The organism is Nostocoides japonicum T1-X7, assembly GCF_001046855.1.
Taxonomy (GTDB): domain Bacteria; phylum Actinomycetota; class Actinomycetes; order Actinomycetales; family Dermatophilaceae; genus Nostocoides; species Nostocoides japonicum.
Genome location: NZ_HF570958.1, coordinates 2,874,021 through 2,897,356 on the forward strand (window position 1 = coordinate 2,874,021; position 23,336 = coordinate 2,897,356).

Genomic DNA, 23,336 nt, shown 5'->3' on the forward strand with positions numbered 1-23,336 from the left:
AGGTGTGAGCTTTCCGTGGCTGGAACGCTTCGGCAACCACGACAAGCCCGCACCTGCCGGGGTCAGCACGACGCGCGCGGCTCGGTGGAGGACCTGCTCGCACAACTGATATATTAGTTAGCACCGATTGTTGGACTAGGAAGGTTCGGCCATGGTCACCACGACGACGAACGCGGGGACGGGCACCGCCACGGTGGATCCCCGAGAGGTCATCGGACGCCCGCTGCGGGAGGCCGACCCCGAGGTCGCCGCGGCCATCGACAAGGAGCTCGTGCGGCAGGAGAGCACCCTGGAGATGATCGCCAGCGAGAACTTCGCCCCCATCTCGGTCATGGAGGCGCAGGGCAGCGTCCTGACGAACAAGTACGCCGAGGGCTACCCCGGGCGGCGCTACTACGGCGGCTGCGAGAACGTCGACGTCATCGAGCAGCTGGCCATCGACCGGGTCACCGCACTCTTCGGCGCGGAGTACGCGAACGTCCAGCCGCACTCCGGCGCCCAGGCGAACGCCGCCGCCATGGCCGCCCTCCTCACCCCCGGCGACACGATCCTCGGGCTCGACCTCGCGCACGGCGGGCACCTCACCCACGGCATGCGCCTCAACTTCTCCGGCCGGCTCTACACCGTCGCCGCCTACCACGTCCGCGAGGACGACCACCGGGTCGACATGGCGGAGGTGGCGCGCCTTGCCGAGGAGCACCGCCCGCGGCTCATCGTCGCCGGGTGGTCGGCATACCCGCGGCACCTCGACTTCGCCGAGTTCCGGCGGATCGCCGACTCCGTCGGTGCCTACCTCATGGTCGACATGGCCCACTTCGCCGGGCTCGTCGCGACGGGCCTGCACCCCTCCCCCGTGCCCCACGCCCACGTCGTCACCTCGACGACCCACAAGACCCTCGGCGGCCCGCGCGGCGGGATCATCCTGGCCACCGACGAGCTGCGCAAGAAGTTCAACTCCGCGGTCTTCCCGGGCCAGCAGGGCGGCCCCCTCGAACACGTCGTCGCCGCCAAGGCCGTCGCCTTCAAGCTCGCCGCGGAACCGGCATTCCGGGAGCGGCAGGAGCGCACCCTCCGCGGCGCGAGCATCCTCGCCGACCGCCTCCTCGCCGACGACTCGCGGGCCGCCGGCGTCGATGTCGTGAGCGGCGGCACCGACGTCCACCTCGTCCTCGTCGACCTGCGCCACTCCGAGCTCGACGGGAAGCAGGCCGAGGACCGCCTCCACGACATCGGCATCACCGTCAACCGCAACGCCGTCCCGTTCGACCCTCGGCCGCCGATGGTCAGCTCCGGCGTCCGGATCGGCACGCCGGCGCTCGCCGCCCGCGGGTTCGGCGACGCGGAGTTCGCCGAGGTCGCCGACGTCATCGCCCACGCGCTGCGCCCGGACGCCACCCCGGCCGACCTCGACGGCCTCGACCACCTCGTGTCCGCGCTCGCCGCCCGCTTCCCGCTCTACCCGGAGCTGGGCCGCAGCCCTCGCTGACCCCCGCGCCCGGCCGGCCGTCACGGCATGCGGCCGGCCGGGTCCTCGACGCGGCATCCGAGCACCTCATGGCCCCGGGCCGATCGGCCGAGCGCCCATCGAGCCGCCCACGAGCAGGTGCAGCGGGGCGAACCTCAATCCGCCTGACACTCTCGCCCCGCTGCACCCCCGGCCGGCTCGGCCGCTCATCCCTCGGCGTGCGGGCTCCCGTCCGCCGAGGGATCTGGTCGCGCGGTCTCCAGGTCGTTGCTCACCTCGTGATGCCCTCGCAGCGCGCGGCCGAACGCGGGCCAGTCCCCCGCGAGGCAGTGTGCGAGAAGCAGGCGGTGCTCGTCGACGATCGCGCTCGGCCGCGCGGTGATGTGCGGCGCGCTGCGAACGATGGACAGGTGCTGACGGTCCTGGATGCGGTCGTACATCGCGATCATCAGCTCGTTCCCGCCGAGCGCGGCGAACGCGCGATGGAACTCCTGGGCCAGCTCGGTGAAGGCCCCGAAGTCACCGCCGCTCAGTGCGGACTCCTGCCGGGCGAGGCTGTCGCCCAGGGGCCTGGCGAGCGCCTGCCTTTGTCCGACGGCGGCATACTGCACGCCCGCGGTCTCCAGGGCACAGCGGACCTGCGCCGACTCGGCGATCTCCTGGGGCGTCAGCTGGCGGACGAGCGCGCCGCGCTGGGGATAGATGGTGACCCACCCCTCCTCCTGGAGCCGCGCGAGCGCCGCCCGGACGGGGGTGCGGGACATCGCGAGCGACGCCGCGAGCTCGTTCTCGCTGAGCATGGTCCCCGGGGAGAGGCGACCCTCGACGATCTCGGCGCGGATGTGTGCGTGCGCCGCGGCGGCCGCGGTGCCGCGCCGGTCCGTCGTCACGAGAACCACCTCCTGGCCGCTTCTGGGATACGACTAGGATACAAGTTGGTATGCTGTCCCGCGACCCCCCACGCTGTGCCGGTGTGGGCACCCGTCACCACCCACGAGCCGTTCGCCATGCCGGAGAGACCCCCATGACCGCCACGACACCGCACGAGCTGCGCGAGGCCGAGCGGGCACGCGTCCAACGCCGGACCCTGCGCACCGTGATCCTGGCCCAGGTCCTCGGCGGGGCCGGACTCGCCGCCGGCGTCACGGTCGGTGGTCTCCTCGCCCAGCAGCTGCTCGGCTCCGACGCGGTGACCGGCCTGCCCATCGGCCTGTTCACCCTCGGCTCCGCCCTCGCCGCCTACCTCGTCGGGCGGCTGAGCCGGCGCGCGGGCCGACGCGTCGGTCTGGGGAGCGGCTTCGTCGTCGGCGGCGTCGGGGCCCTCGGCGTCGTCGTCGCGGCGGCGTCGGGCACGATCCCCCTCCTCTTCCTCTCCTTCTTCGTCTACGGCGCCGGCACGGCGACCAACCTCCAGGCCCGGTATGCCGCGACGGACCTCGCCCTCCCCAGCCGTCGCGGTGCCGCCGTCAGCCTCGCCCTCGTCTCCACGACGCTCGGCGCGGTGGCCGGCCCCAACCTCGTCGACCCGCTCGGCCGCCTGGCGCAGCACCTGCACCTGCCGGCCCTCAGCGGCCCCTTCCTCCTCGCCGCCGTCGCCTATCTCGCCGCCGGAGCCGTCCTCGTCCTCCTGCTCCGGCCCGACCCGCTCCTCCTCGCCCGCCGTCTCGACGCGGAGTCCCGGCCGGCGAGCGCCCCGGACGCGACGGGACCCGTCCCGCGACCGGAGCCGACGGCATACGTCGGCGCGGCGACGATGGTGCTCACCCAGATCACCATGGTCGCGATCATGACGATGACCCCGATCCACATGCGGGCCCACCACCACGACCTCGGCGACGTCGGGCTCGTCATCGGCGTCCACATCGCCGCGATGTACCTGCCCTCCCCCATCACCGGCCTGCTCGTCGACCGCGTCGGACGAGCAGCGATGGCCATCGCCTCCGCCGTCGCGCTGCTCCTCGCCGGTGTCACCGCCGCGACCGCGCCGTCGGACTCCCTCGGCCTGACGATCGTCGCCCTCGTCCTCCTCGGCCTCGGGTGGAACCTCGGGCTCATCTCCGGCACCGCGATGGTCGTCGACGGCACGTCACTCGCCAACCGGGCCCAGACCCAGGGCAGCATCGACGTCCTCGTGGCGCTCGCCGGCGCCACCGGCGGCGTCGCATCGGGTGTCGTTGCCGCCGCGACGAGCTACGCCATGTTGTCCCTCGCCTCCGGCCTCCTCGCACTCCTCCTCATCCCCGTCATGATCTGGGCCGCGCACCGCCACCGAGCGACCGTCTGACGACCCCCGCCGCCCGCGGACACGGGCGCCGGCCCGCTACGGCCCGAGGGCGAGCGGGCTGAGCACCTGTGCGAGGTCACGGGCAGCATCACCGATCCGATGGCCGAGTCGAAGGCATTCCTCAGGTGCCTCCGACTGCCAGTCACCGCCGACGGCGATGCGCAGACGGGGCACGGTCCGCCAGAGGTCGACCACGAGACGTCGGAGAGCCGCGACATCGGACGGGGTCGGCACCGCGAGAACGACGACGTCCGGATCGCCTCGCCCGACCGCAGCCACCCAGTCGGTTGCCGGCAGGTCGGCACCGAGGTAGACCACCCCGATCCCGGCGCGGCGGGCGGCGACCGCGAAGGCGAGGATGCCCAACTCATGGCGGGCCCCCTCCGGCAGACCGACGAGCGCCCTCGGGGCTCGGGCCGGGCGGCTTCCAGCGGCCTCGAACGCTGCGGCGAGCCGGCGCTGGACGGCGTGGGCGACGAGGTGCTCACCGGCGACCGTGACCCGCCCGTCGGCCCAGGCTTCGCCCAGCTCGCGCAGGGCCGGCATGAGCCAGTCGTCGACGACCGTCTCGAACGACGCGCGGGAGAACGCCTCGTCGAGCACGACCCCCACCGCCGTGGCATCGAGCCGCGATGCTGGGGTCAGCAGATCCAGGGTGGGGAGTGGATCAAGAGGCGCGGAACCGGTCCCTGAGCGAGCCCAGGAGCTCCGCTCTCCACCGTCCTGCGCCGCCGCGGACAACTCCTCGGACGGCCGGCGCGGGGCGTCGGGCGGCCCGTTCTCAGCGAGCCGTCGCCGGACCTCCTCGGCGGCGAGGCTCGCCGTCCACCCGTCGTGGACGAGGCAGTTCATCAACGACAGAGCGTCCACGGCCGCGTCGTCGTAGAGCCGGTACCCGCCCCCCGAGCGCTCCGGGGAGACCACCTCGTACCGCCGCTCCCAGGCGCGCAGCGTCGGCACGGAGACGCCCGTCAGCTCGGCCGCGCGCTTGATCGTGTACATGGTCTGTCCAGAGTGTCAGAGGCGTTCGAGCGCGGCCCGCAGACCCGCCTGCGCGTCGTCGGCGAGCCTCTCGAAGGCGACGCGAACGAGCGGGGTCGCGAGCCGGGCCACCCCCTTGACGGTCAGCTCCGCGCGATAGTCGACGGTCGTCCCTCCTCCGGGCGCCGGCTCGACGGTCATCGTGTCGTATGCGACGACCGTCCGGTTCTCCCCACGCAGCCGCACGAGACGCGACGGGACGAACTCCTGCACGACGTAGTCGAGCTCCGTCTCCCGACCGAGGAAACGAGATCGGTTGCGGTAGCGCGTCCCCACCTCACCCGTGCCGGACCGGCGCGTCGTGCGGATCGTGCCCGGATCCCACTCGGTGGTCGTCGTGAAGTCGCTGAGATAGGCGAAGACCCGGTCGGCCGGAGCACTGACCGTGACGGTGCGAACGATGAGCATGGCCGAGCACCTAACCTTTGACGAACATTAGACACACAGGGTACGTTCGTGAGATAACCCTAGACAATCCCTAGACGGTCCACGGCGCGCCCGTCGGACGGTCGATCGAGGAGATCCGTGAACGAAGCATCAGCCCGGCCCCGCAGGCCGGCCGTGGCCGTCGTCGGCGCCGGCATCTCCGGCCTCACGGCGGCATACCTGCTGAGGTCGGTCTACGACGTCACCGTCCTGGAGGCCGAGGAGCGGGTCGGAGGACACGCGCACACCCACGACGTGAGGGCCGCGGACGGGCGCGTCCTGCACATCGACAGCGGGTTCATCGTCCACAACGACCGCACCTATCCCCATCTGCGGCGGTTGTTCCGCGATCTCGACGTGCCGACCCAACGCGCCGAGATGAGCATGAGCATCAGCTGCGAGTCCTGCGGCCTGTCGTATGCCGGTGGACGCGGCGCCGGGGGAATCGTCGCCCAGCCGCGCCGGCTCGCCGACCGTCGGTTCGTCCGCATGCTCGCCGAGGTGCCGCGATTCCACCGCGCTGCCCGGGCACTGCTGCTCAGGGACTCCCCAGACGACCCCACATGGGGCGAGTTCCTGCAGCGGCATGCGTTCTCCGACTACTTCGTCCACCATTTCGCCCTGCCCCTCGTCTCCTGCGTGTGGTCCTCGGGTGACGTCGGGTCGGCCGCCTACCCGGCCCGCCATCTCCTCCGCTTCCTCGACCGGCACGGAATGCTCACCGTCACCGGCTCGCCGACGTGGCGAACCGTGACCGGCGGCTCGGTCGTCTACGTCGAGCGGCTCCTCGATCGCCTCCGCCCCGTCCGTCGTGGCAATCCGGTCACCGCGGTGGAGCGGCATGAGGACGGCGTGGACGTGCGCACCGCGGACGGGACCCTCGGGAGCTTCGACCGGTGCGTCATCGCCACGCATGCGGACCAGGCGCTCGAGCTGCTCGCCGACGCGACGCCGGAGGAGAAGGCGAGCCTTGCCGCGATCCCCTACTCCGTCAACGAGGTCTGGCTCCACCGGGACTCCTCGCTCCTGCCGACGGTCCCTCGGGCGAGAGCGTCGTGGAACTACCGCATGCGCTCCTGCTCCGAGCCGGCGCCGAAGGTCGCGGTGAGCTACTGGATGAACCGCCTGCAGGACCTGGAGGACGAGGTGGACCACATCGTCACGTTGAACCCGACGGGCCTCGTCGACCCGACCACCGTCACCGCCCGGATGACCTACGAGCACCCGGTCTTCACCCACGACGCCGTGGCCGCAGCGGACCACCTGCGGACCGCTGGGGGTGCCCGCCTCGCCTTCGCCGGTGCCCACCTGGGCTGGGGGTTCCACGAGGACGGCTGCCGCTCCGGCGTCGACGCCGCCGAGCGGTTCGGAGTGCGCTGGTGATGCGGGTCGCTCCCCCGCTCGTGCCCTCCCTCGTCGTCGGAAGGGTGAGCCACACACGCCGCGTGCCACTGCGGCATACCTTCGACCACCGCCACGTCCAATGGCTCGTCGACATCGACGACCTGCCCCGATTCCCTTGGCCCACCCGCCTCCTCGCTAGCTTCACCGCCGCGGATCACCTGGACCGCGGACGCACCGGGGCCGGCATCCGAGGGGACCTCGCCCGGTTCCTCGCACGCCGGGGCATCGCCTTGGAGCCGGCCGACCGGGTCCTCATGCTCGCTCACGCCCGCAGCCTCGGCCACGTCTTCGACCCGCTCACCGTCTTCTGGTGCCTGACCGTCGAGGACGAGCTCCGCGCCGTGGTCCTCGAGGTGCACAACACCTACGGCGAGCGGCACGCCTACCTCGTGGAGGTCGACGACACCGGCCGCGCATCGGTCGACAAGGCCTTCTACGTCTCCCCCTTCAACGACGTCACCGGACGGTATGCGATCCGGCTCCGCCTCGAGCCGGAGGTGGTGTCGGTGACGGTCGGCCTCGACCGAAGCGGGCGTCGCGTCCTCACGGCGACGACCAGCGGCACGCCGGTACCGGCGACGTGGCGGTCCGTCGTTCAGGTCACGGTCCGACACCTGTTCATGACGCACCGCGTCAGCGCGCTGATCCGCATCCATGGCATGCGGTTGTGGCTGAGGCGGCTGCCGGTTCTCACCCGTCCCTGGCACGACGAGGAGACCGTCCGATGAGCGACACGCCTCCCGCACCGGCCACGACGGCACGACGGAGCACCCCGGCGGTCGTGCGCCCGGGCCGACCCTGCCTCCCTCTCGGCCTTCGGGCGGCGCTGGCCCGCCGAGTCCTCGCCTCCGTCGCGCGGCGGGTGCCGGTGGACCTCGAGCTGCCGGACGGGTCCACCCTCGGCACCCACCACCCGTCCGACCGGTCCCGGCCGGTCCTGCAGGTCGTCCGGCCCGCTGCGCTCTTCGAGCGGCTCGGGCACCAGCCCAAGATCGGCATCGGCGAGGCCTACGTGGCAGGCGACTGGCGCGCGGCTCCCGGGACCGACCTCGCCGACGTCCTGCTGCCGTTCGCCGAGCGGCTGGCGACGGCGGTCCCACCGGGGCTCCAGCGGCTGCGGCGCCTCGTCGACCGGCCGATCCCCGCGGTTCAGCGGAACTCGCCCGCCGGCGCGCGCCGCAACGTCGAGGCTCACTACGACCTGAGCAACGACCTCTTCGCCGCCTTCCTCGACGACACCCTGAGCTACAGCTCTGCCCTCTTCGACGACGGACCGTGGTCCGGGCAGAGCCTGGAGGAGGCTCAGCTGCGCAAGGTGGACGCCATCCTCGACCTGGCCGGGGTCGAGGCGGGCATGCGGGTCCTCGAGGTCGGCACGGGGTGGGGGACGCTGGCGATCGAGGCGGCACGGCGCGGCGCCCGGGTGGTCACCGTGACCCTGTCGGGCGAGCAGGCGGCGCTGGCCGAGGAGCGTGCCATCGCGGCCGGGGTGGACCACCTCGTCGAGATCCGGCTCCAGGACTACCGCGAGCTCGAGGGGTCCTTCGACGCGATCGTCAGCGTCGAGATGATCGAGTCGGTCGGCGAGGAGTACTGGCCGGCGTTCCTCGAGACGCTCGACGAGCACCTCAGCCCCGGAGGCGCAGTCGCCATCCAGGCGATCCTCATGTCGCACGACCGCTTCCTCGCGACGCGTCGGTCGTACGGATGGGTCCAGAAGCACATCTTCCCCGGCGGACTCATTCCCTCGCTGCGGGCCGTGGAGGACGTGGCCCAACGGCATACCGGCCTGCGCCTCGCCGGCGTGCACACCTTCGGCGCACACTACGCGGAGACGCTGCGACGGTGGCGTCACCGCTTCCAGGAGCGCTGGCCGGAGATCAGCCGCCTGGGGTTCGACGAGGAGTTCCGCCGCACGTGGGAGTTCTACCTCGCCTACTGTGAGGCGGGGTTCGCGGCGGGCTACCTGGATGTCGCCCAGATCTGCCTGCGGCGGCCCACAGGGGCGACGCGATGAGCGAGCGGGAGGGGCACCCGATCCGCGGCCGGCGCTACTGGGTCGTGGGTGCCTCCAGCGGGATCGGTGCCGCCCTCGCCGGCGAGCTGGTGGGCAGGGGCGCGACGGTCGCGATCAGTGCTCGACGTGCCGACCACCTCGAACGCGTCTCGGGCGGCGGGATGACCACCGTGCCCCTCGATGTCACCGATCCCGACGCCGTGGCCCGCGGCGCGGACACGGTGCGGAGTGCTCTGGGAGGCCTCGACGTGGTCGTGTGGAGCGCGGGCCACTGGAGGCAGTTCGAGGGCGACGTGTGGAGCCGGGAGGTCTTCGAGCAGCACGTCAGCGTGAACCTCCTGGGCCTGAACAACGTCCTCGACGCAGTGCTGCCGGACCTGACCCGGACCGGCAGCGGCCACCTCGTCGGCATCGCCTCGGTCGCCGGCTATCGCGGGCTGCCCGGAGCGGAGGCCTACGGTGCGACGAAGGCGGCCCAGATCAACCTCCTGGAGTCCCTCCGGGCCGCCCTGGCCGGTGCGGGAGTCCGCGTCACCACCGTGTGCCCGGGCTTCGTCCGCACCGAGATGACGCAGGCCAACAGCTTCCCGATGCCCTTCATCATCGACGCCGACGAGGCGGCCCGAGCCATCGCCGACGGACTGGAACGGCGCCGGGCCGAGATCGTCTTCCCCCTCCGGATGGCACTGTTGATGAAGGCGGCGCGGCTGGTGCCCGTCGGGCTCTGGTCGCGCCTGACCCGTCCGCGCAGGAGATGACCGTGGGCGTCTCGATCCTGTGGCTGCGCCGCGACCTGCGCCTGCACGACCACCCCGCGCTCGTCGCCGCCGTCGACTCCGGCGAGGAGGTGCTGCCGGTCTTCGTCCGCGATCCGGTCCTGACGGCCTCCGGCGGTGTACGCGTCCAGCGTCTCGGAGCATCGCTGGCGGCGTTGTCGGACGCCACGGGTGGAGCGCTCGTGATGCGTGGCGGCGACCCGGCCGACGTGCTCCCGGAGCTGGCCTCCGAGGTGGGAGCGACCACTGTGCATGTGACACGGGAGACGACGCCCTATGGCCGACGCCGGGATGCGCGGGTCCGGGACGCGCTCGTCGCCGACGGGCGAGCCCTCGTCGCGACGGGAACGCCGTATGCCGTCGGACCGGGCATCGTGCGCACGCGCGCCGGCGCGCCCTACCAGGTCTTCACGCCCTACTCCCAGGCGTGGCGCGCACACGGCTGGCCTGCGCCCGCCGCAGCTCCGGGACGGGTTCGCTGGGCGACGGGGGTCGACGGTGACCCGGTGCTCGACGGAACCCGGCCGGGCGGTGTCGCGACCAGCGGCGCAGGCGAGCGGGCCGCCCTCGAGCGCTGGGAGGGCTTCCTCGCGGACGGGCTCGAGCGCTACGCGATCGAGCGTGATCGCCCCGACCTCGACACGACGAGCCGGATGTCCGTCCACCTCACCTACGGCGAGATCCATCCGCGAACCATGCTCGCCGACCTGGCTCGACACCCGTGCCCCAGCAGCGCCGGGGTTCAGCGCCTGACCACCGAGCTGGCGTGGCGCGAGTTCCACGCCGACGTCCTGTGGCAGCACCCGGGCTCGGCGTGGCGCGACCTCAGGACCACACTGACCGCCCTCCCATACGACGAGGGACCCGTCACCGGTGAGCTCGTCGAGCGGTGGCGGCAGGGACGGACCGGATACCCGTTCGTCGACGCCGGTATGCGGCAGCTGCTCGCCGAGGGCTGGATGCACAACCGGCTCCGGATGGTCACCGCCAGCTTCCTCGTCAAGGACCTGCACGTCTGGTGGCCCACCGGTGCCCGGCACTTCCTCGACCACCTCCTCGACGGCGACATCGCCTCCAACAGTCACGGGTGGCAGTGGGTCGCCGGCACCGGCACCGACGCCTCACCGTGGTTCCGGATCTTCAACCCGGTCGACCAGGGCAAGCGCTTCGACCCCGCAGGCGACTACATCCGTCGGTGGGTCCCAGAGCTCGCCCACCTCGACGGTCCTGCGGCGCACGAGCCTTGGCGGCATCCCGACGGGTATGCCCACGGCTATCCCGAGCGCATCGTCGACCACGCCGAGGAGCGACGCGAGTCGCTCGCTCGCTACGAGCGCGCCCGTCAGGAGAAGCGCTGACCCGACCCGTCAGGAGGCTCTCCGAGATCGGCCGCCTGGAGGTACTACGGTGGCAGGGCCGAACAGCCTGGAGGAGTACCCGTGAGCCGACCCCTGTGTCTCGCCCTCGCCCAAGCGCCGGGGCGCCGACCCGACGACCTCGAGGGGTTCGGACGACACGCCTCGACGACGCTTCGGCTCTTCCCCCAGACGCAGCTGCTCGTCTATCCGGAGCTGCACCTGGCCGACGACGACACCCGCCCGCTCGAGGGCAGCAGCGTGCGCGACAGCGCCGAGCCCATCGCGGACGGGCCGAGACACCGGTACCTGTCGCGTCTCGCCGCCGACCTGCAGGTCTGGCTCTGCCCGGGAAGCGTCTCCGAGCTGGGAGCCGATGGTCACGTCTACAACACCGCCGTCGTCTACTCGCCGCGCGGGCAGCTCGTCGCGACCTACCGGAAGGTGTTCCCGTGGCGACCCTTCGAAGGGGCCAGGCCGGGGCGTGAGTTCGTCGTCTTCGACATCCCTCAGCTCGGGCGCGTCGGTCTGTCGATCTGCTACGACGCCTGGTTCCCCGAGAGCAGCCGCCACCTCGCGTGGATGGGCGCCGAGATCATCCTCAACGTCGTCAAGACCGCGACCGTCGACCGGGAGCAGGAGATCGTCCTGGCCCGGGCGAACGCCACCGTCAACCAGGTGTTCGTCGCGAGCGTCAACGCCGCCGGCCCGTCGGGACAGGGCCACTCGGTCCTCGTCGGGCCGGAGGGCACCATCCTCAGCGAGCTGCCCAACGCCACCCCCGGCATCCTCACCGCCGTCGTCGACCTCGACACGGTCGACAACGCCCGCCGCTTCGGCAGCTTCGGCTTCACCCGCCCCTGGAGCCAGTTCCTCCCGGACGACGACCCGATCCCGCTGCCCCTCTACCAGGGCGTCATCTCCCCCCTGACGTGGTCCGCGGCCAACAACAGGGGCCAGAAGAGCTGAGGCGGCACCATGTCGTGCCGCAGACCGTGAGGATCCACCTACCGCAGCCGGGGGCGGTCAGGGGGTGTTCCTCGCGGCTCTCTGGGTGGCGTGCTGGTAGCCGAGCCTGCCGGCGTCCTCCACGAGACGCTCCAGCGACCCCTGCAGATGGCGGTCGACCGCGGCGCGGTTCCAGGTCAACCCGGCGACGCACTTCTGGGCGAAGGTCGTCGCGGACACGGTGAGGTCGGACAGCGATCCGACGAGGGCGTCCAGGACGACGGGCTCCATGACGTTGAGCTCCAGCTCGCCCGCGGCGACGGCCAGCTCGACGGTGTGGGCGGCGCCGCGGATCCGGTAGCTGTACTGCATGACCAGCTCGGGGATGACGGGGTTGACCTTGCCGGGCATGATCGACGAGCCGGCCTGAAGCACCGGAAGGCGTACCTCGTCGAGACCACCCTTGGGTCCGGAGGACAGGAGACGGAGGTCCGCCGCGATCTTGGCCATGGTGACCGCGGGGCGCACGATGGCGCCTGCCAGGCTCAGGTAGGGGTCGAGGTGGGCCAAGGCATCGAAGTAGTCCGGTGCCGTCGTGAGGCTCCGGCCCGTGAGCTCGTTGAGATGGTGGACGGCACGCTCGGCGAAGCCGTCCGGGGCCCCGACTCCGGTGCCGATCGCGGTGGCACCGATCGGCAGCGCGGTGAGAGCCTCGACGGCGGCAGCGAGGTCGACACGGTGACGTCCCAGGGCGGCGGCCTGAGCCGTATGCGTCTGCCCGACGGTCAGCGGCACGGCATCCTGCAGACACGTCCGTCCCAGGCGCGCGACGTCCTTGAAGGCCCGAGCCCTGTCCAGGAGGGCGAGCTCGAGGACCTCCAGCGCGTGGCCGGCAGGCTGCGTCAGCTCGAGCAGGGTCAGGGCCATAGCGGTCGGGTAGGTGTCGTTGGTGGACTGCGACCTGTTCACATGGTCGTTGGGATGCACCGTCCACGTGGGGTCCGCCGCCGCGCCGGGGTCGCTCAGCAGCTGGGTGGCCCGCGCGGCGATGACCTCGTTGACGTTCATGTTGGTCGAGGTCCCGCCGCCTCCCTGGACGAGCGCGGTCGGAAACTGGTCCGGATGCAGACCTTCGGCCACTTCGTGTGCGGCCCGGACGATGGCGGACCCTCTGGCAGCGTCTACCGCGCCGAGTTCCACGTTGGCGAGTGCCGACGCCGCCTTGATCCTCGCGTACGCACGAAGGAACTCTGGAACGTCGTCCAGGCGGCGACTCGTTGCCGGGAAGTTGTCGATGGCGAGCCGGGTCTGCGGTCCGAAGAGGTCGGCTCCCCGAGGGTCCGGTTCGGTCATGAGGCACATCCTCGGGCTGCGGCGCCCGGCCGCGACGACGGCTCTGGGAGGAGGGGCATCATCGGGCGTGGCTCACGCCTGCGGGACGTCGCCACGGGCCCTGGCGATCTGGGCCATGACGGCGATCTCGTCGAACACTCGCCACTCACGGATGATCTTGCCCTTGCGGAGAAGGAACTGGGACGCCCCCAGGATCTCGACCGGGGATCGCGTCACCGGCCCATAGGCGGGGGCCCCGTCGTAGGTGCCGCTGAGACGCCACAGCACGCCGACCCTGGTTCCCTGTTCGGCGGCGGTGTTCACGGCGATGTCGCGGACCTCGACCACCGCGTCGGGGAACGGAGCGAGCATCTGGACCAGGTCCGACTGGTAGTTGTCGGCTCGGGTGCGGACCCTGGCGCGGGTCGTCTCCAGGAACAGGTCACGCTGGGTGAACGCGGGCACGAGCTCCAGGTGTCGCAAGCCCCAGACCGCACTGATGAACTCGTTGATGAGAGCGGCCTCGTCGGCATGGGACTCGGGCCGGACCCCCGACTCGCCCGCAACGAGGACGTCGGTGGGAGCGGCGGTGCCGAACAGCCCATCCGGCTCGTCGGTGAAGGCGACGGTTCTCGCGATCTGCTCGGGGTCCAGCCCGAGGGTCGTGACGACGCGGTACTCGTCGCGGACGACCCACTCCTCGACCACGAGGCCGTCGCGGACGAGGCAGATGGCGATGTTGCGTGACTCTGAGTTGCGCCCCGTGGGCGGCCCGTAGGTCCACCATCCGGTCTGGGGGCCGGAGTGGAAGACCCGATGGTGGCTGATGAACGCGTCGGCTCCCCGCTGCTCGCAGATCACGTCCTCGGCGGTTCCGACCCGGGTGGGGAAGGCGCTCTTCTTGGCCAAGGAGCCCCGCAGGACGGTCTGCATGCCACGGATCGGCCCGTAGGCGCCGTGCACGACCATGTCGGCGGCGTAGTGGTCTTCCAGGCGGCCGAGGCCGTAGTCCCTCCAGATCCTGTCCGTCCATTGGAGGATGTACTCCTCGGGACTGTCGAAGGGCGCGTACGTGGCGTCGCTGATGGGCATGGTCCTGCTTTCGTCGAACGGAGACGGCTCGGGTTCAGTGGCACCGCGGTCCGGCGCGCCGACCCGTCCGCGGGGGCGTCGCGGACGGGTCGGTCGGAAGCCGCGGACGGGTCGGTCAGAAGAAGTAGATGTTCGGCGTCACGTCGGACGGCTCGGCACCATCGCCTCGAGCGGCGTTGATCTGCGCCCTGAGCGCGACCTCGTCGTAGATGCGGCGCTCGCGAACGATCTTGCCCTCCTGGACGAGGAACTGGGAGACCCCCAGCAGGTCGACCGGCTGGTTGGTGGTGGGCCCGTACAGGGGCTGCCCGTCGTAGGGCGCGACGAACTTCCACAGCACCGAGATCCGCAGGCCGGCATATCGGATGGCGTAGTTGGTCTGGAGGTCGCGGACCTCGAACCGTCCGGAGGGGAAGGCGAGGAGGGGACGGAGGGTCTCGTCCTGGTATCCCTTGGGGCGGATGTAGGTGCGTCCGCCGCTGCTGTGGAGGAACACGTCGCGCACCATGAGGTCCTTCAGACGGGCGAAGTTGCGCTTGTTCCAGACCTCTTCGACGAGTTCGAGAACGACCTGGCACTCGGCCCGGTAGTCGTCGGGACGAGGACCGCTGTCGCCCTCGGCCAGCGGATCGGCCGGCGCCCGCTCCACCCAGGAGCCCGAGTAGCCGCGGAAGACGAGTCCCCGGGCCAGCTCATCGGGGTCCTGGCCGGTCTGCAGGGCGCGGGCCAGGCCGTCGCGAGCGATCCATTCCTCCACCATGCGCCCGCGCCGGTAGAGGCAGTTGGCCACACTGTGGAGCTCCACGTGGCACAGCCGACCCGCGTGGAGCTGGTCCTCGGCCCGGAAGACGAGGTGGGAGCTGAGGAACGCGTCGCCGCCGCGGGCCTCCCAGACGACATCCGCAGCCTGACCGGGCATCGAGCCGGGCTGCAGGGCGGAGGCAGCCATCCGCATCGTGCTGCCGGTGATCACCTCGTCGCGCCCGGTGATGGTGCCCAACGCCACGTGGACGACGGAGTCGGGCTCGTAGTTGTCCACGATGTGGTCGACGTCGCGGTCGACCCAGATGCGGTCCGTCACCTCCCGGATGAAGTCGTCGGGGTCCCTGTAGGGCTGGTAGGCCACCGGCTCGAGCGCCACGGCTGGATCACGTCCTCTCAACGGGCCTGCAGTTCAGGCCGCATACGTAACCATATGCGATTCTCGCTTGAAATAGCGAGGTTGAAGTTCCTTGATAACTACGCAACTATAGAAGCCTCGATCCCCCACCTCCCCGCGAAGGCGACGATGAAGACGGTCCTGAAGGCAGCACCCCGCACGAGCACGCAGAGGGGGGCCGAGCCATCCGTTCGCGCCACCGTGGAGCAGATCATCGAGGACGTCGGTCGTCGAGGGGACGAAGCGGTACGCGAATACTCCGAGAGGTTCGACCACTGGAGCCCGGAGGCGTTTCGCCTGGACCCGGCCCGGATCGAAGAGATCGTCGACGGCCTTCCGGCGCAGGTGCTCGACGACATCCGCTTCGTCCAGCGTCAGGTCCGCTCCTTCGCCCGCGTCCAGCGGGACTCGATGCACGATGTCGAGGTGGAGACCCTGCCTGGAGTCTTCCTCGGTCATCGACATGTGCCGGTGTCGGCCGCCGGGGCATACATCCCAGGCGGCCGCTACCCGTTGACGGCGTCGGCGCACATGACGATCATCACGGCGAAGGTCGCCGGGGTACCCCGGGTCGTCGCCTGCACACCACCCATCCACGGGGAGATCCCGGCAGCCACCGTGGCGGCAGCGCATCTCGCCGGCGCCGACGAGATCTACCTGCTCGGCGGCGTGCAAGCGGTGGCTGCCCTCGCCCTGGGGACGGAGACGATGCGGCCGGTCGATCTCATCGCGGGCCCCGGGAACGCCTATGTCGCCGAAGCGAAGCGTCAGCTGTTCGGCACGGTGGGCATCGACCTGTTCGCCGGGCCGACCGAGATCCTGATCATCGCCGACGCGCATGCGGATCCCTTCGTCGTCGCGGTGGACCTGCTGAGCCAGGCCGAGCACGGTCCGGACTCCCCGGCCGTCCTCATCACCACGAGCCGCGAGGTGGGCGAGGAGGTCATCCGTCACATCGACGCCCTCCTCCCCGGCATGCCGACCAAGGACTTCGCCGAGCCCGCATGGCGCAACCACGGGGAGATCCACGTCGTCGACACCCTCGACGAGGCGTTCACCCTCGCCGACGCCTTCGCCTCGGAGCACGTCGAGGTCCTCACCGAAGACCCCCGGAAGGCGCTGGATCTCATGCACGACTTCGGCGCGCTCTTCCTCGGCGAGGGCACCTGCGTCTCGTACGGCGACAAGGTCATCGGGACCAACCACGTGCTGCCGACGAAGGGTGCCGCCCGCTACACCGGAGGGCTCTGGGTGGGCAAGTACCTCAAGACGGTCACCTACCAGGAGGTTCGCGACCCCGAGTCGTCGGCCCTGCTGGGCGAGGTATGCGGGCGGGCCGCTCGCGTCGAGCTCTTCGAGGGCCATGCCCGGGCCGGCGACGTCAGGGCGGCCAAGATCCGCGGGACGACCGTGCCCTGGGCCCCGACGGCGTCGTCATGAGCCAGCCGCTGGTCGGCCGGACGGCGTTGGTGTCGGGCGCCGGCAACGGCCTCGGACGTGCCATGGTCGGGCAGCTGGCCGCGGCAGGTGCGCGCGTCGTCCTCGTGGGCCGTCACGAGGACACGCTGCGCGAGGCGGTCGCCGCCTTGAACCTCTCGGCCTCGAGCGCCCGGGTGGAGATCTGCGACGTCTCCGACGTCGACTCGGTGGCGCGACTGGCCGCGGCCTGCGCCGACGAACGGATCTCGATCCTCGTCAACAATGCGGGAGTCCCCGGTCCCGTCGCCGATCTCGTCGACATCGAGCCGGACGACTGGGACGCGGTCTTCGCGGTCAATGTCCGAGGCATCTATCTCATGTGCCGGGCGTTCCTCCCGGCGATGATGTCGGCGGGTGACGGCGACGTCGTCAACGTCGCGTCGGTCAGCGGGAAGCGCCCGTTGGCGCGGCGAACGCCCTACTGCGCCTCGAAGATGGCCGTCATCGGTCTCACCACCACCCTGGCCCACGAGGTCGGAACCAGCGGCGTCCGCGTCAACTCGCTCTCCCCGGGCCCGGTGCGGGGTCCGCGGATGGAGCGGAACTTCCGGCTGGACGCGCAGCGCACGGGGTCCTCGCCCGCCGAGGCGGAGGCGGCCTTCGTCTCCCGCGCCGCACTGGGACGCATGGTGGAGGAGCAGGAGGTCGCGCAGGGACTCGTCGCGATGCTGCAGATCCCGGGCCTGACGGCAGCCGACATCGACCTGTCCGGCGGGATGGTCGCGCGCTGATCCCCCGGACCGCGGCGCGCTGACCCAGCGGGCCAGCACCCGCGGAGCGCGCGACGGACGCTACTCCTTCGAGGCGGTCGTCGCGGCGATCCGGCGCAGCGTGCTCTGCTCGTCCGGCGTGAGAGTGAGCTCGGCGGCGGCCACGACCGAGCGCAGGCGGGTGGTCGACGAGCAGCCGACGATGGGCCGGATGAGCGGGTCGACGGCCAGCAGTCCGGCGAGGGCGGCCTGCGTCGGGGTGACCGAGTGCGTGGTGGCGATCCCCGAGACGACGGCCGCGGCGGCACGGTTGGCGGGCGTGTCGTACTGGACCATGGTCGGGTCGTCGGCAGCCACCCGGCCGACCTTGTCGAAGTAGCCCTTGGCCTGCGCCGAGTATGCGAACAGCGGCAGGGCGGCCCGTCTGTGCAGCGCCAGCATGTCGGAGTCCGCGGCCTGGAGATCCGCCGCCAGCGCACCCGGCCGTGGCGCAACGAGCGCCATGGCGGCCTGGGTGGCCGCGAAACCCGGCGCGTGCCCGGCGTCGCGCAGCTCGACGGCGCGACAGAGGCGATGTGTCGCCCAGTTGCACAGTCCCCAGGACCGGATCAACCCCTCCTCGCGGAGCTGCTCGATGTCGGCCACGATATCGTCGACCGGGCGGCGCGGATCGTCGCGATGAGCGAACCACGAGGTGAGCTGCTCCAGACCCAGCCGGGTCAGGCTCTGCTCGACGTCCGCACGAAGTGCCGCCGCATCCAGGCGCGGCGTCATCGGCGTCTCCGCGGCCGGATGTCCGCCCTTGGTCGCCACGCCGAGGGCGTCCATCCCCCGCGAGCGGAGCCACGACCCGATCGTGCGCTCACTGGCGCCCGGCTCCGCACCGGGCTCCCAGTCCGAGTAGACCGCCGCCGTGTCGACGGTTCGTCCGCCCGACTCGACGAACGCGTCGAGCAGTGCGAAGGACTCCCCGGTCGACAGGCGCGTCCCCAGCATGTTGCCGCCCAGGACGATGCGAGCCATCGCACCGTCTCGTGCCTGGGCCGAGATGACGGACGAGGTCATCGCGGCTCGTCGGAGGTATGGGGGGACGCCGGTCCGGCGAGGCGCTCGAACGCGCGGATGACCGACCAGATGTCGGACGCCCCGTCACCGTGGGCCTGTTCCCCGGCCATCAGCTCTCGAACGAGACCCGTCAGGGGCATCGGGACCCTGGCCGCGCGGGACGAGGCCAGGACGAGGTCGAGGTCCTTGGCAGCCGTGTCGATGTCCGAGGGTGGCTCGGCGAACTCACGGGAGTGGAGCAGGGGGGCCTTGAGCGTCAGCTGGCGCGAGGCCAACGGCCCTGACTCCAGGACGTCGATGGCGAGGTCGTAGTCGACGCCCCCACGGTGGGCGAGGGTGATCGCCTCGCCGACGAGCGCGGCATACCCGGCGACGAGCACGCTGTGAGCCAGCTTGAGGAAGTGGGACGCCTCGCCGCCACCGACGTAGAGGACCCTCTCGCCCAGTGCGGACAGGACCGGCATGGCACGGTCGTGGTCGGCTCGCTCCCCCGACGTGAACACCGTCAGGGTGCCGGCTTCGGCCAGCGGGACGCTCCCGGCCACCTTGCCGCGCAGGTAGCTCACCTCGGCCTCGGCCGCCCGGTCCGCCACCTCGGCGGAGGCCATCGGGGACACGGTGCTCAGATCGCAGTAGAGGTGTCCGGGACTCGCTCCCGCCAGGACACCGTCCTCGGCGAGCGCCACCCGCCGCAGGATGCGGTCGTCCATGACGATGGAGATGGTGAGGTCGGTCGCCCGGGCGACCTCGGCGGCGCTCGATGCGATGCGCGCGCCGTGCGCCGCAACGGAACTGCACGCTGCGGGGTTGGGGTCGAAGACGACCACGTCGTGACCGGCATGCAGCAACCTGCGGACCATGGGGCCGCCCATCCGGCCCGCGCCGAGGAAGCCCACGACACCCGGGCTCATCCTCGGCACCTCGTGTCGGCACCCACGGACTCAGTCGTCCTGGACGGACTTGGAGACCACCGACCAGGGCGCCAGGTAGCGGTTGGCGTCGTAGGCCACGTCCTCGTTCTGTGCACCCTTGACGACGAGCTCGTCCCACTCCAGCCGGACCCGCCCGTCGCCGCCGGTGATGATGTAGAGCTCGCCCGTCTCGGTGCCGACGTTCTTGAACTCGCGCCAGGCGCCGACGGGGACGGACAGCGTGTCGTTCTCCTCGAGGGTGACGGTGACGTAGTCGTGGTCGTTGAGACGGACCGCCCAGGTCCCTTTCCGGACGATGAGAACCTGCGTCTCGGTGACGCGGTGCTGAAGCATCGCCTTTCCGGGCTCGGCACGCAGGACAGCGAGCGAGAAGCCGTGTGGGTTGAAGATCGCCGGCTCCTGACTGCGGTGCTCGGTGATGCCGAACCCGATGATGAGAGCGAGGTCCACCTCGCCGCCGTCGACCGCGGTGCACATGAGGGCGCGGCTGCTCCACACGCGATCCTCGACCGTGACCAGGCGTCGGCGCATCCGCTCGGGCGACCACTCCTCCAGTGCGTCGATCTGGTCCTGCGGCATCGGGGTGACCAGCTCGACCTCCGGATCGAGGCTGTCACCTGCCACCGTGTCGACCAGGACGTTGTCCGCCGTGAGGTAGAGCCCGTAGCCCTCCGCCTCGCGAAGGACGCTCGGGCCCCAGATGATGCCCCCCGTGTTGTCCTGACCGAGCGCGGTGAACATGAAGTTCTCCTCCGGCCCCGTGTTCGTGAACCCGCGATAGATCCACGTGGGCACGGAGACGATGTCGCCGGCGCGGCCGACGAACTCGCCTGCCGCGCCGTCCACGCCCCACCGGAAGGTGTACTCCCCCTCCACCACGAGGAACACCTCGGCCGTGAAGTGCAGGTGCAGGGAGTTCGTCACGCCGTTCGGCATGGCGGCCCCACCGATGTTGTAGCCGTGCGGCACCTGGAGGTTGATGAACTGGTCGGGGTTCTGGGAGACCCCGGAGCCGATGAGGGCGTAGTTCTCCTTCAGATCCGACCCCGGAGTACGGCAGTCGATGAACGCGGCGTTGCACGACACGAGCGCGTCGCGGCGAATGGTCCGCTCGGCCAGCTCGGCCTCGGAGATCACGGTGTGGGGGGTGCTGTTCATGCGAAGTGTCCCATCAGCGACGAGAGGTTAGGAGGGCCTCACTTGGGCCGAAGTCATCTTCGCATACGTAGTCATGAATGGCAACGCGCCCCTTCTGCGCGCTGCTGCGGGAGCGGCGGTCTCGGAACGTCTCGCGTCCGAAGCGCGGGCCTCAGCGCCGTGGCGGCGCCCCGTGAGTGGCTCGGAGGACGAGACGCGTCGGGCTCACGACGTGGACGTACGCCTCGTCGGGACCGACCTCCAGACGGTGGAGCAATGCCTTCGCCGCCGCCACCGAGCTGTCCTCCACCGGATTGGCGACCGTCGTCAGGTTGATCGTCGCCCAGCCGGCGACGGGAAGATCGTCGAACCCCACGATGGTCAGGTCCTCGGGCACTCGGATGCCGAGCTCGCGCGCCCTGTTGAGCGCGCCGACGGCCATCCAGTCGTTCGCGCAGAAGAGGGCCGTGGGCCGCTGTGGCGCGCTCATCACCTCGTCGAAGGCAGCCCTGCCGGACGCTTCGGTGAAGTCGGTCCGGGCGATCCATTCGGGCGGCACGGCGAGGTGATGCTGCGCCAGAACAGCCGTGAAGCCCGCCTCCCTGTCGCGGCTCGTCGACGTCATCTCGGGCCCCAGGAGCAGCCCGAAGTCGCGGTGTCCGACATCGAGCAACATCCTTGCCACCTGAGCCGATCCGCCAGCATCATCGGCGCTCACGCTGTCCCGCTCGACAAGATCGCTCAGCCGGTTGAGGTAGACGAAAGGGGTGTGGTGACGCTCCAGCTCGTAGGGCAGACGCGAGTCGAGCGTGACGGTCGACAGGATCGCCCCGTCGACCGACCGGTCGAAGAGACCCTCGAGGGCGTCCATCCGGCCGCGGTGCTCGGCGAACAGGAGCGTCTGGTACCCACTGGCCGCCAAGGCGTCGTGCACCGGGGTCAACAACGAGGGTGAGAGCGGGTTGCCGAGATCCATCACCATGGCGATGCGGCGGGTGGCGCGGTTCACCAGGCTCCGGCCCAGCTGGTTCGGCACGTATCCGAGCGCCTCGGCCGCTCGCGTGACTCGGTCGCGAGTGGCTGCGGGGACCCCGGGAACGTTGCGCAACGCGCGGGACACCGTCGTCTGCGAGACGCCGGCCAGGCGCGCGACATCATGGCTGGTGACGCTCGGCGCACCGGCTACACCTCGCGACCTCGTCGTGCCGCCCTCTGCTGGCAGTTCCACCATCTGGCCCTCCGGAGCAGTGTCGGCGACAACGATTCGAGCGCCGAATCATAACAAAGGGTTGACAGCGCACCCCGATCTATGACTACGTATGCACATCACATTTCGATCGCCTTGGAGGCTCCATGCGTCACACACAAGTCGCCCGCTACGCCATCGGGGCGTTGGGGGTCTCGTCTCTCCTGCTGGCCTCCGCGTGCGGCGCGGGGTCCAAGACAGGGGCGGCTCAGGCCAAGAACGTCGGCTGTGACATCACCCAGCCCACGTCATCGACGACGGTCAACGTGCTGGCATACAACTCGTCCGCGATCGACCCGTTCACCAACACGATGATCGCCAGCTGCGGCAGTGACACCCTGAAGTTCAAGCACGACCCCATCGACTTCGCCGGCCAGGTCCAGAAGACGGCGACCACCCTCAACGGCACCACGGGGACCTACGACATCGTCGAGGGCTACTCCCTCGTCATCCCGCAGTACGCCGACAAGCTGGAGCCGCTGGACTCCTACTTCGCCAAGTACAAGGACAAGTTCAAGCTCGGCGACCTCGACAAGACGATGCTCGAGGGGATGACCTACGACGGCAAGCTGTACGGGCTGCCGACCCAGGCCAACGTCACGACGTTCGCCTATCGCAAGGACATCTTCGACGAGCTGGGCATCCAGCCGCCCAAGACGTTCGAGGAGCTCAAGGCGGCTGCCGCCAAGATCCAGGCGTCGGGCAAGGTCAAGTACCCCCTCGCCATGCCGTTGCTGGCATCCGGTGACATCTCCACGCGCTACTCGCTGGGGCTGTACTCCCAGGGCACCTCGTACATCGATCCCACGACCAAGAAGCTGACCTTCACCTCGCCGGCCGGCACCAAGTCCCTGCAGTGGCTGAAGGACCTCACCCCGTACATGGACCCGCAGGTCACGACGTTCGACCAGCCGAAGGTCCAGCAGCAGATGTTCAACGGCACTGCCGCCATCGCCGAGATGTACTCCGGCCGCATGCTCGACCTGACGCAGGAGAAGAACTCCAAGTACTACAAGGACTTCGGGTTCTTCACCGCTCCCAGCCTCGAGCCGGGCGGCAAGCCGTGGGCCACCGTGAGCGTCGACGGCTGGACCATCCCGAAGAACACCAAGGTCGACAAGGACCTGCTCTTCCAGGTCATGGCCGCCTCCATCAGCGAGGCTGCCGCCAAGGACGCCGTCCCGGCGGCGCTCCCCTCCCGGACGGGCATCGCCAACGCCTCGAACATGCCGTGGTACGACGCGGTCCAGGGGGCTCTGTCCGCCGGTGCCCCCACACCCCCCATGGAGAGGTGGACCAGCGACCTGCAGACCCAGACCCGCGAGTTCCTCGCTCAGGGGATCACCGGCAAGGTGTCGGTCCAGGACGCCTTGCAGAAGGCCCAGGCAGTCGGCGAGAAGGTCATCGCGGCGGACGGTTCCTGACCTGCCGGTGGGGGCCGGCCATCGCCGGCCCTCACCGACGTCAG

21 protein-coding genes and 1 pseudogene are annotated in these 23,336 nt (G+C 70.6%); 11 read left to right on the forward strand and 11 right to left on the reverse strand.

Annotation, left to right across the window (positions count from 1 at the left end; translation table 11 throughout):
* Window positions 1-151: 151 nt before the first annotated feature.
* Window positions 152-1,486 (forward strand): serine hydroxymethyltransferase, encoded by a 1,335-nt coding sequence (glyA, locus tag BN12_RS12870; protein WP_048553013.1) that lies wholly within the window; start codon window positions 152-154, stop codon window positions 1,484-1,486.
* 185 nt (window positions 1,487-1,671) lie between these two features.
* Here the strand turns inward: glyA and BN12_RS12875 are convergent, their stop codons facing one another.
* The gene (locus BN12_RS12875; protein WP_048553015.1) at window positions 1,672-2,355 is read right to left on the reverse strand and encodes a GntR family transcriptional regulator; all 684 of its coding nucleotides are present in this window, start codon (window positions 2,353-2,355) and stop codon (window positions 1,672-1,674) included.
* 134 nt (window positions 2,356-2,489) lie between these two features.
* Between BN12_RS12875 and BN12_RS12880 the strand changes: the two genes are divergently transcribed.
* Window positions 2,490-3,749 carry an MFS transporter gene (locus BN12_RS12880; protein ID WP_048553018.1) on the forward strand — a complete coding sequence of 420 codons (1,260 nt, stop codon included), beginning with the start codon at window positions 2,490-2,492 and terminating at the stop codon, window positions 3,747-3,749.
* Between the two features lie 36 nt (window positions 3,750-3,785).
* Here BN12_RS12880 and BN12_RS12885 read toward each other — a convergent pair whose 3' ends face one another.
* Window positions 3,786-4,751: a MerR family transcriptional regulator gene (locus BN12_RS12885; RefSeq protein ID WP_048553020.1), complete on the reverse strand. Its 966-nt coding sequence runs from the start codon at window positions 4,749-4,751 to the stop codon at window positions 3,786-3,788.
* A 15-nt stretch (window positions 4,752-4,766) separates the two neighbouring features.
* A complete protein-coding gene (locus tag BN12_RS12890) occupies window positions 4,767-5,198 on the reverse strand; it encodes an SRPBCC family protein (protein WP_048553022.1) in 432 nt (143 codons plus the stop codon).
* A gap of 117 nt (window positions 5,199-5,315) precedes the next feature.
* Between BN12_RS12890 and BN12_RS12895 the strand changes: the two genes are divergently transcribed.
* From BN12_RS12895 to BN12_RS12920, 6 genes are all read left to right on the forward strand, one after another.
* A complete protein-coding gene (locus tag BN12_RS12895; RefSeq protein WP_048553023.1) occupies window positions 5,316-6,599 on the forward strand; it encodes an NAD(P)/FAD-dependent oxidoreductase in 1,284 nt (427 codons plus the stop codon).
* A 62-nt stretch (window positions 6,600-6,661) separates the two neighbouring features.
* Window positions 6,662-7,348: a DUF1365 domain-containing protein gene (locus BN12_RS12900; RefSeq protein WP_235432396.1), complete on the forward strand. Its 687-nt coding sequence runs from the start codon at window positions 6,662-6,664 to the stop codon at window positions 7,346-7,348.
* The gene (locus tag BN12_RS12905) at window positions 7,345-8,637 is read left to right on the forward strand and encodes an SAM-dependent methyltransferase (RefSeq protein WP_048553029.1); all 1,293 of its coding nucleotides are present in this window, start codon (window positions 7,345-7,347) and stop codon (window positions 8,635-8,637) included. Before BN12_RS12900 ends, BN12_RS12905 begins: the two co-directional genes overlap by 4 nt.
* Window positions 8,634-9,395 carry an SDR family NAD(P)-dependent oxidoreductase gene (locus BN12_RS12910; RefSeq protein WP_048553031.1) on the forward strand — a complete coding sequence of 254 codons (762 nt, stop codon included), beginning with the start codon at window positions 8,634-8,636 and terminating at the stop codon, window positions 9,393-9,395. The genes BN12_RS12905 and BN12_RS12910 overlap by 4 nt, the downstream gene beginning before the upstream one ends.
* A gap of 2 nt (window positions 9,396-9,397) precedes the next feature.
* The gene (locus BN12_RS12915) at window positions 9,398-10,771 is read left to right on the forward strand and encodes a cryptochrome/photolyase family protein (RefSeq protein ID WP_157635481.1); all 1,374 of its coding nucleotides are present in this window, start codon (window positions 9,398-9,400) and stop codon (window positions 10,769-10,771) included.
* Window positions 10,772-10,852: 81 nt separating this feature from the next.
* Complete coding sequence (locus tag BN12_RS12920; protein ID WP_048553036.1) at window positions 10,853-11,737, forward strand: carbon-nitrogen hydrolase family protein; 885 nt, start codon at window positions 10,853-10,855, stop codon at window positions 11,735-11,737.
* A 57-nt stretch (window positions 11,738-11,794) separates the two neighbouring features.
* Here BN12_RS12920 and BN12_RS12925 read toward each other — a convergent pair whose 3' ends face one another.
* The 3 genes from BN12_RS12925 to BN12_RS12935 form a co-directional block, all read right to left on the reverse strand.
* A complete protein-coding gene (locus tag BN12_RS12925; RefSeq protein WP_200901210.1) occupies window positions 11,795-13,069 on the reverse strand; it encodes a lyase family protein in 1,275 nt (424 codons plus the stop codon).
* 72 nt (window positions 13,070-13,141) lie between these two features.
* Complete coding sequence (locus BN12_RS12930) at window positions 13,142-14,140, reverse strand: nuclear transport factor 2 family protein (protein WP_048553040.1); 999 nt, start codon at window positions 14,138-14,140, stop codon at window positions 13,142-13,144.
* Window positions 14,141-14,255: 115 nt separating this feature from the next.
* Entirely contained in the window at window positions 14,256-15,281 is a 1,026-nt protein-coding gene (locus BN12_RS12935; RefSeq protein WP_048553043.1) for an ester cyclase, read from the reverse strand.
* Window positions 15,282-15,362: 81 nt separating this feature from the next.
* On the opposite strand from BN12_RS12935, the gene hisD reads away from it, so the two are divergent.
* Window positions 15,363-16,739, forward strand: a complete 1,377-nt coding sequence (hisD, locus tag BN12_RS12940) for a histidinol dehydrogenase (RefSeq protein WP_235432397.1) — start codon at window positions 15,363-15,365, stop codon at window positions 16,737-16,739.
* Window positions 16,736-17,509, forward strand: coding sequence for an SDR family NAD(P)-dependent oxidoreductase (locus BN12_RS12945; protein WP_048553046.1), 774 nt, complete (start codon window positions 16,736-16,738; stop codon window positions 17,507-17,509). The genes hisD and BN12_RS12945 overlap by 4 nt, the downstream gene beginning before the upstream one ends.
* A 60-nt stretch (window positions 17,510-17,569) precedes the next feature.
* Here BN12_RS12945 and BN12_RS12950 read toward each other — a convergent pair whose 3' ends face one another.
* From BN12_RS12950 to BN12_RS26705, 5 genes and pseudogenes are all read right to left on the reverse strand, one after another.
* Complete coding sequence (locus tag BN12_RS12950) at window positions 17,570-18,553, reverse strand: aldo/keto reductase (RefSeq protein WP_048553047.1); 984 nt, start codon at window positions 18,551-18,553, stop codon at window positions 17,570-17,572.
* Window positions 18,550-19,464, reverse strand: coding sequence for an NAD(P)-dependent oxidoreductase (locus tag BN12_RS12955; protein ID WP_048553051.1), 915 nt, complete (start codon window positions 19,462-19,464; stop codon window positions 18,550-18,552). Before BN12_RS12955 ends, BN12_RS12950 begins: the two co-directional genes overlap by 4 nt.
* Window positions 19,465-19,494: 30 nt before the next feature.
* Window positions 19,495-20,643, reverse strand: a complete 1,149-nt coding sequence (locus tag BN12_RS12960; RefSeq protein WP_048553053.1) for a cupin domain-containing protein — start codon at window positions 20,641-20,643, stop codon at window positions 19,495-19,497.
* A 151-nt stretch (window positions 20,644-20,794) separates the two neighbouring features.
* A complete protein-coding gene (locus tag BN12_RS12965; protein WP_048553056.1) occupies window positions 20,795-21,658 on the reverse strand; it encodes a substrate-binding domain-containing protein in 864 nt (287 codons plus the stop codon).
* Between the two features lie 3 nt (window positions 21,659-21,661).
* Window positions 21,662-21,853 (reverse strand): annotated as a pseudogene (locus BN12_RS26705) (LacI family DNA-binding transcriptional regulator); the annotation flags it as partial.
* 122 nt (window positions 21,854-21,975) lie between these two features.
* Between BN12_RS26705 and BN12_RS12970 the strand changes: the two are divergent.
* On the forward strand, window positions 21,976-23,292 hold the full coding sequence (locus tag BN12_RS12970) for an ABC transporter substrate-binding protein (RefSeq protein WP_048553057.1): 1,317 nt from the start codon (window positions 21,976-21,978) through the stop codon (window positions 23,290-23,292).
* Window positions 23,293-23,336: the final 44 nt, after the last annotated feature.

Bases quoted from the DNA above. Each gene is read 5' to 3' on its own strand.
- BN12_RS12930 (WP_048553040.1), bottom strand. From the start codon at position 14,140: ATGCCCATCAGCGACGCCACGTACGCGCCCTTCGACAGTCCCGAGGAG.
- BN12_RS12950 (WP_048553047.1), bottom strand. From the start codon at position 18,553: ATGACCTCGTCCGTCATCTCGGCCCAGGCACGAGACGGTGCGATGGCT.
- BN12_RS12960 (WP_048553053.1), bottom strand. From the start codon at position 20,643: ATGAACAGCACCCCCCACACCGTGATCTCCGAGGCCGAGCTGGCCGAG.
- BN12_RS12925 (WP_200901210.1), bottom strand. From the start codon at position 13,069: ATGACCGAACCGGACCCTCGGGGAGCCGACCTCTTCGGACCGCAGACC.
- BN12_RS12890 (WP_048553022.1), bottom strand. From the start codon at position 5,198: ATGCTCATCGTTCGCACCGTCACGGTCAGTGCTCCGGCCGACCGGGTC.
- glyA (WP_048553013.1), top strand. From the start codon at position 152: ATGGTCACCACGACGACGAACGCGGGGACGGGCACCGCCACGGTGGAT.
- BN12_RS12880 (WP_048553018.1), top strand. From the start codon at position 2,490: ATGACCGCCACGACACCGCACGAGCTGCGCGAGGCCGAGCGGGCACGC.
- BN12_RS12905 (WP_048553029.1), top strand. From the start codon at position 7,345: ATGAGCGACACGCCTCCCGCACCGGCCACGACGGCACGACGGAGCACC.
- BN12_RS12970 (WP_048553057.1), top strand. From the start codon at position 21,976: ATGCGTCACACACAAGTCGCCCGCTACGCCATCGGGGCGTTGGGGGTC.
- BN12_RS12955 (WP_048553051.1), bottom strand. From the start codon at position 19,464: ATGAGCCCGGGTGTCGTGGGCTTCCTCGGCGCGGGCCGGATGGGCGGC.
- BN12_RS12945 (WP_048553046.1), top strand. From the start codon at position 16,736: ATGAGCCAGCCGCTGGTCGGCCGGACGGCGTTGGTGTCGGGCGCCGGC.
- BN12_RS12910 (WP_048553031.1), top strand. From the start codon at position 8,634: ATGAGCGAGCGGGAGGGGCACCCGATCCGCGGCCGGCGCTACTGGGTC.
- BN12_RS12885 (WP_048553020.1), bottom strand. From the start codon at position 4,751: ATGTACACGATCAAGCGCGCGGCCGAGCTGACGGGCGTCTCCGTGCCG.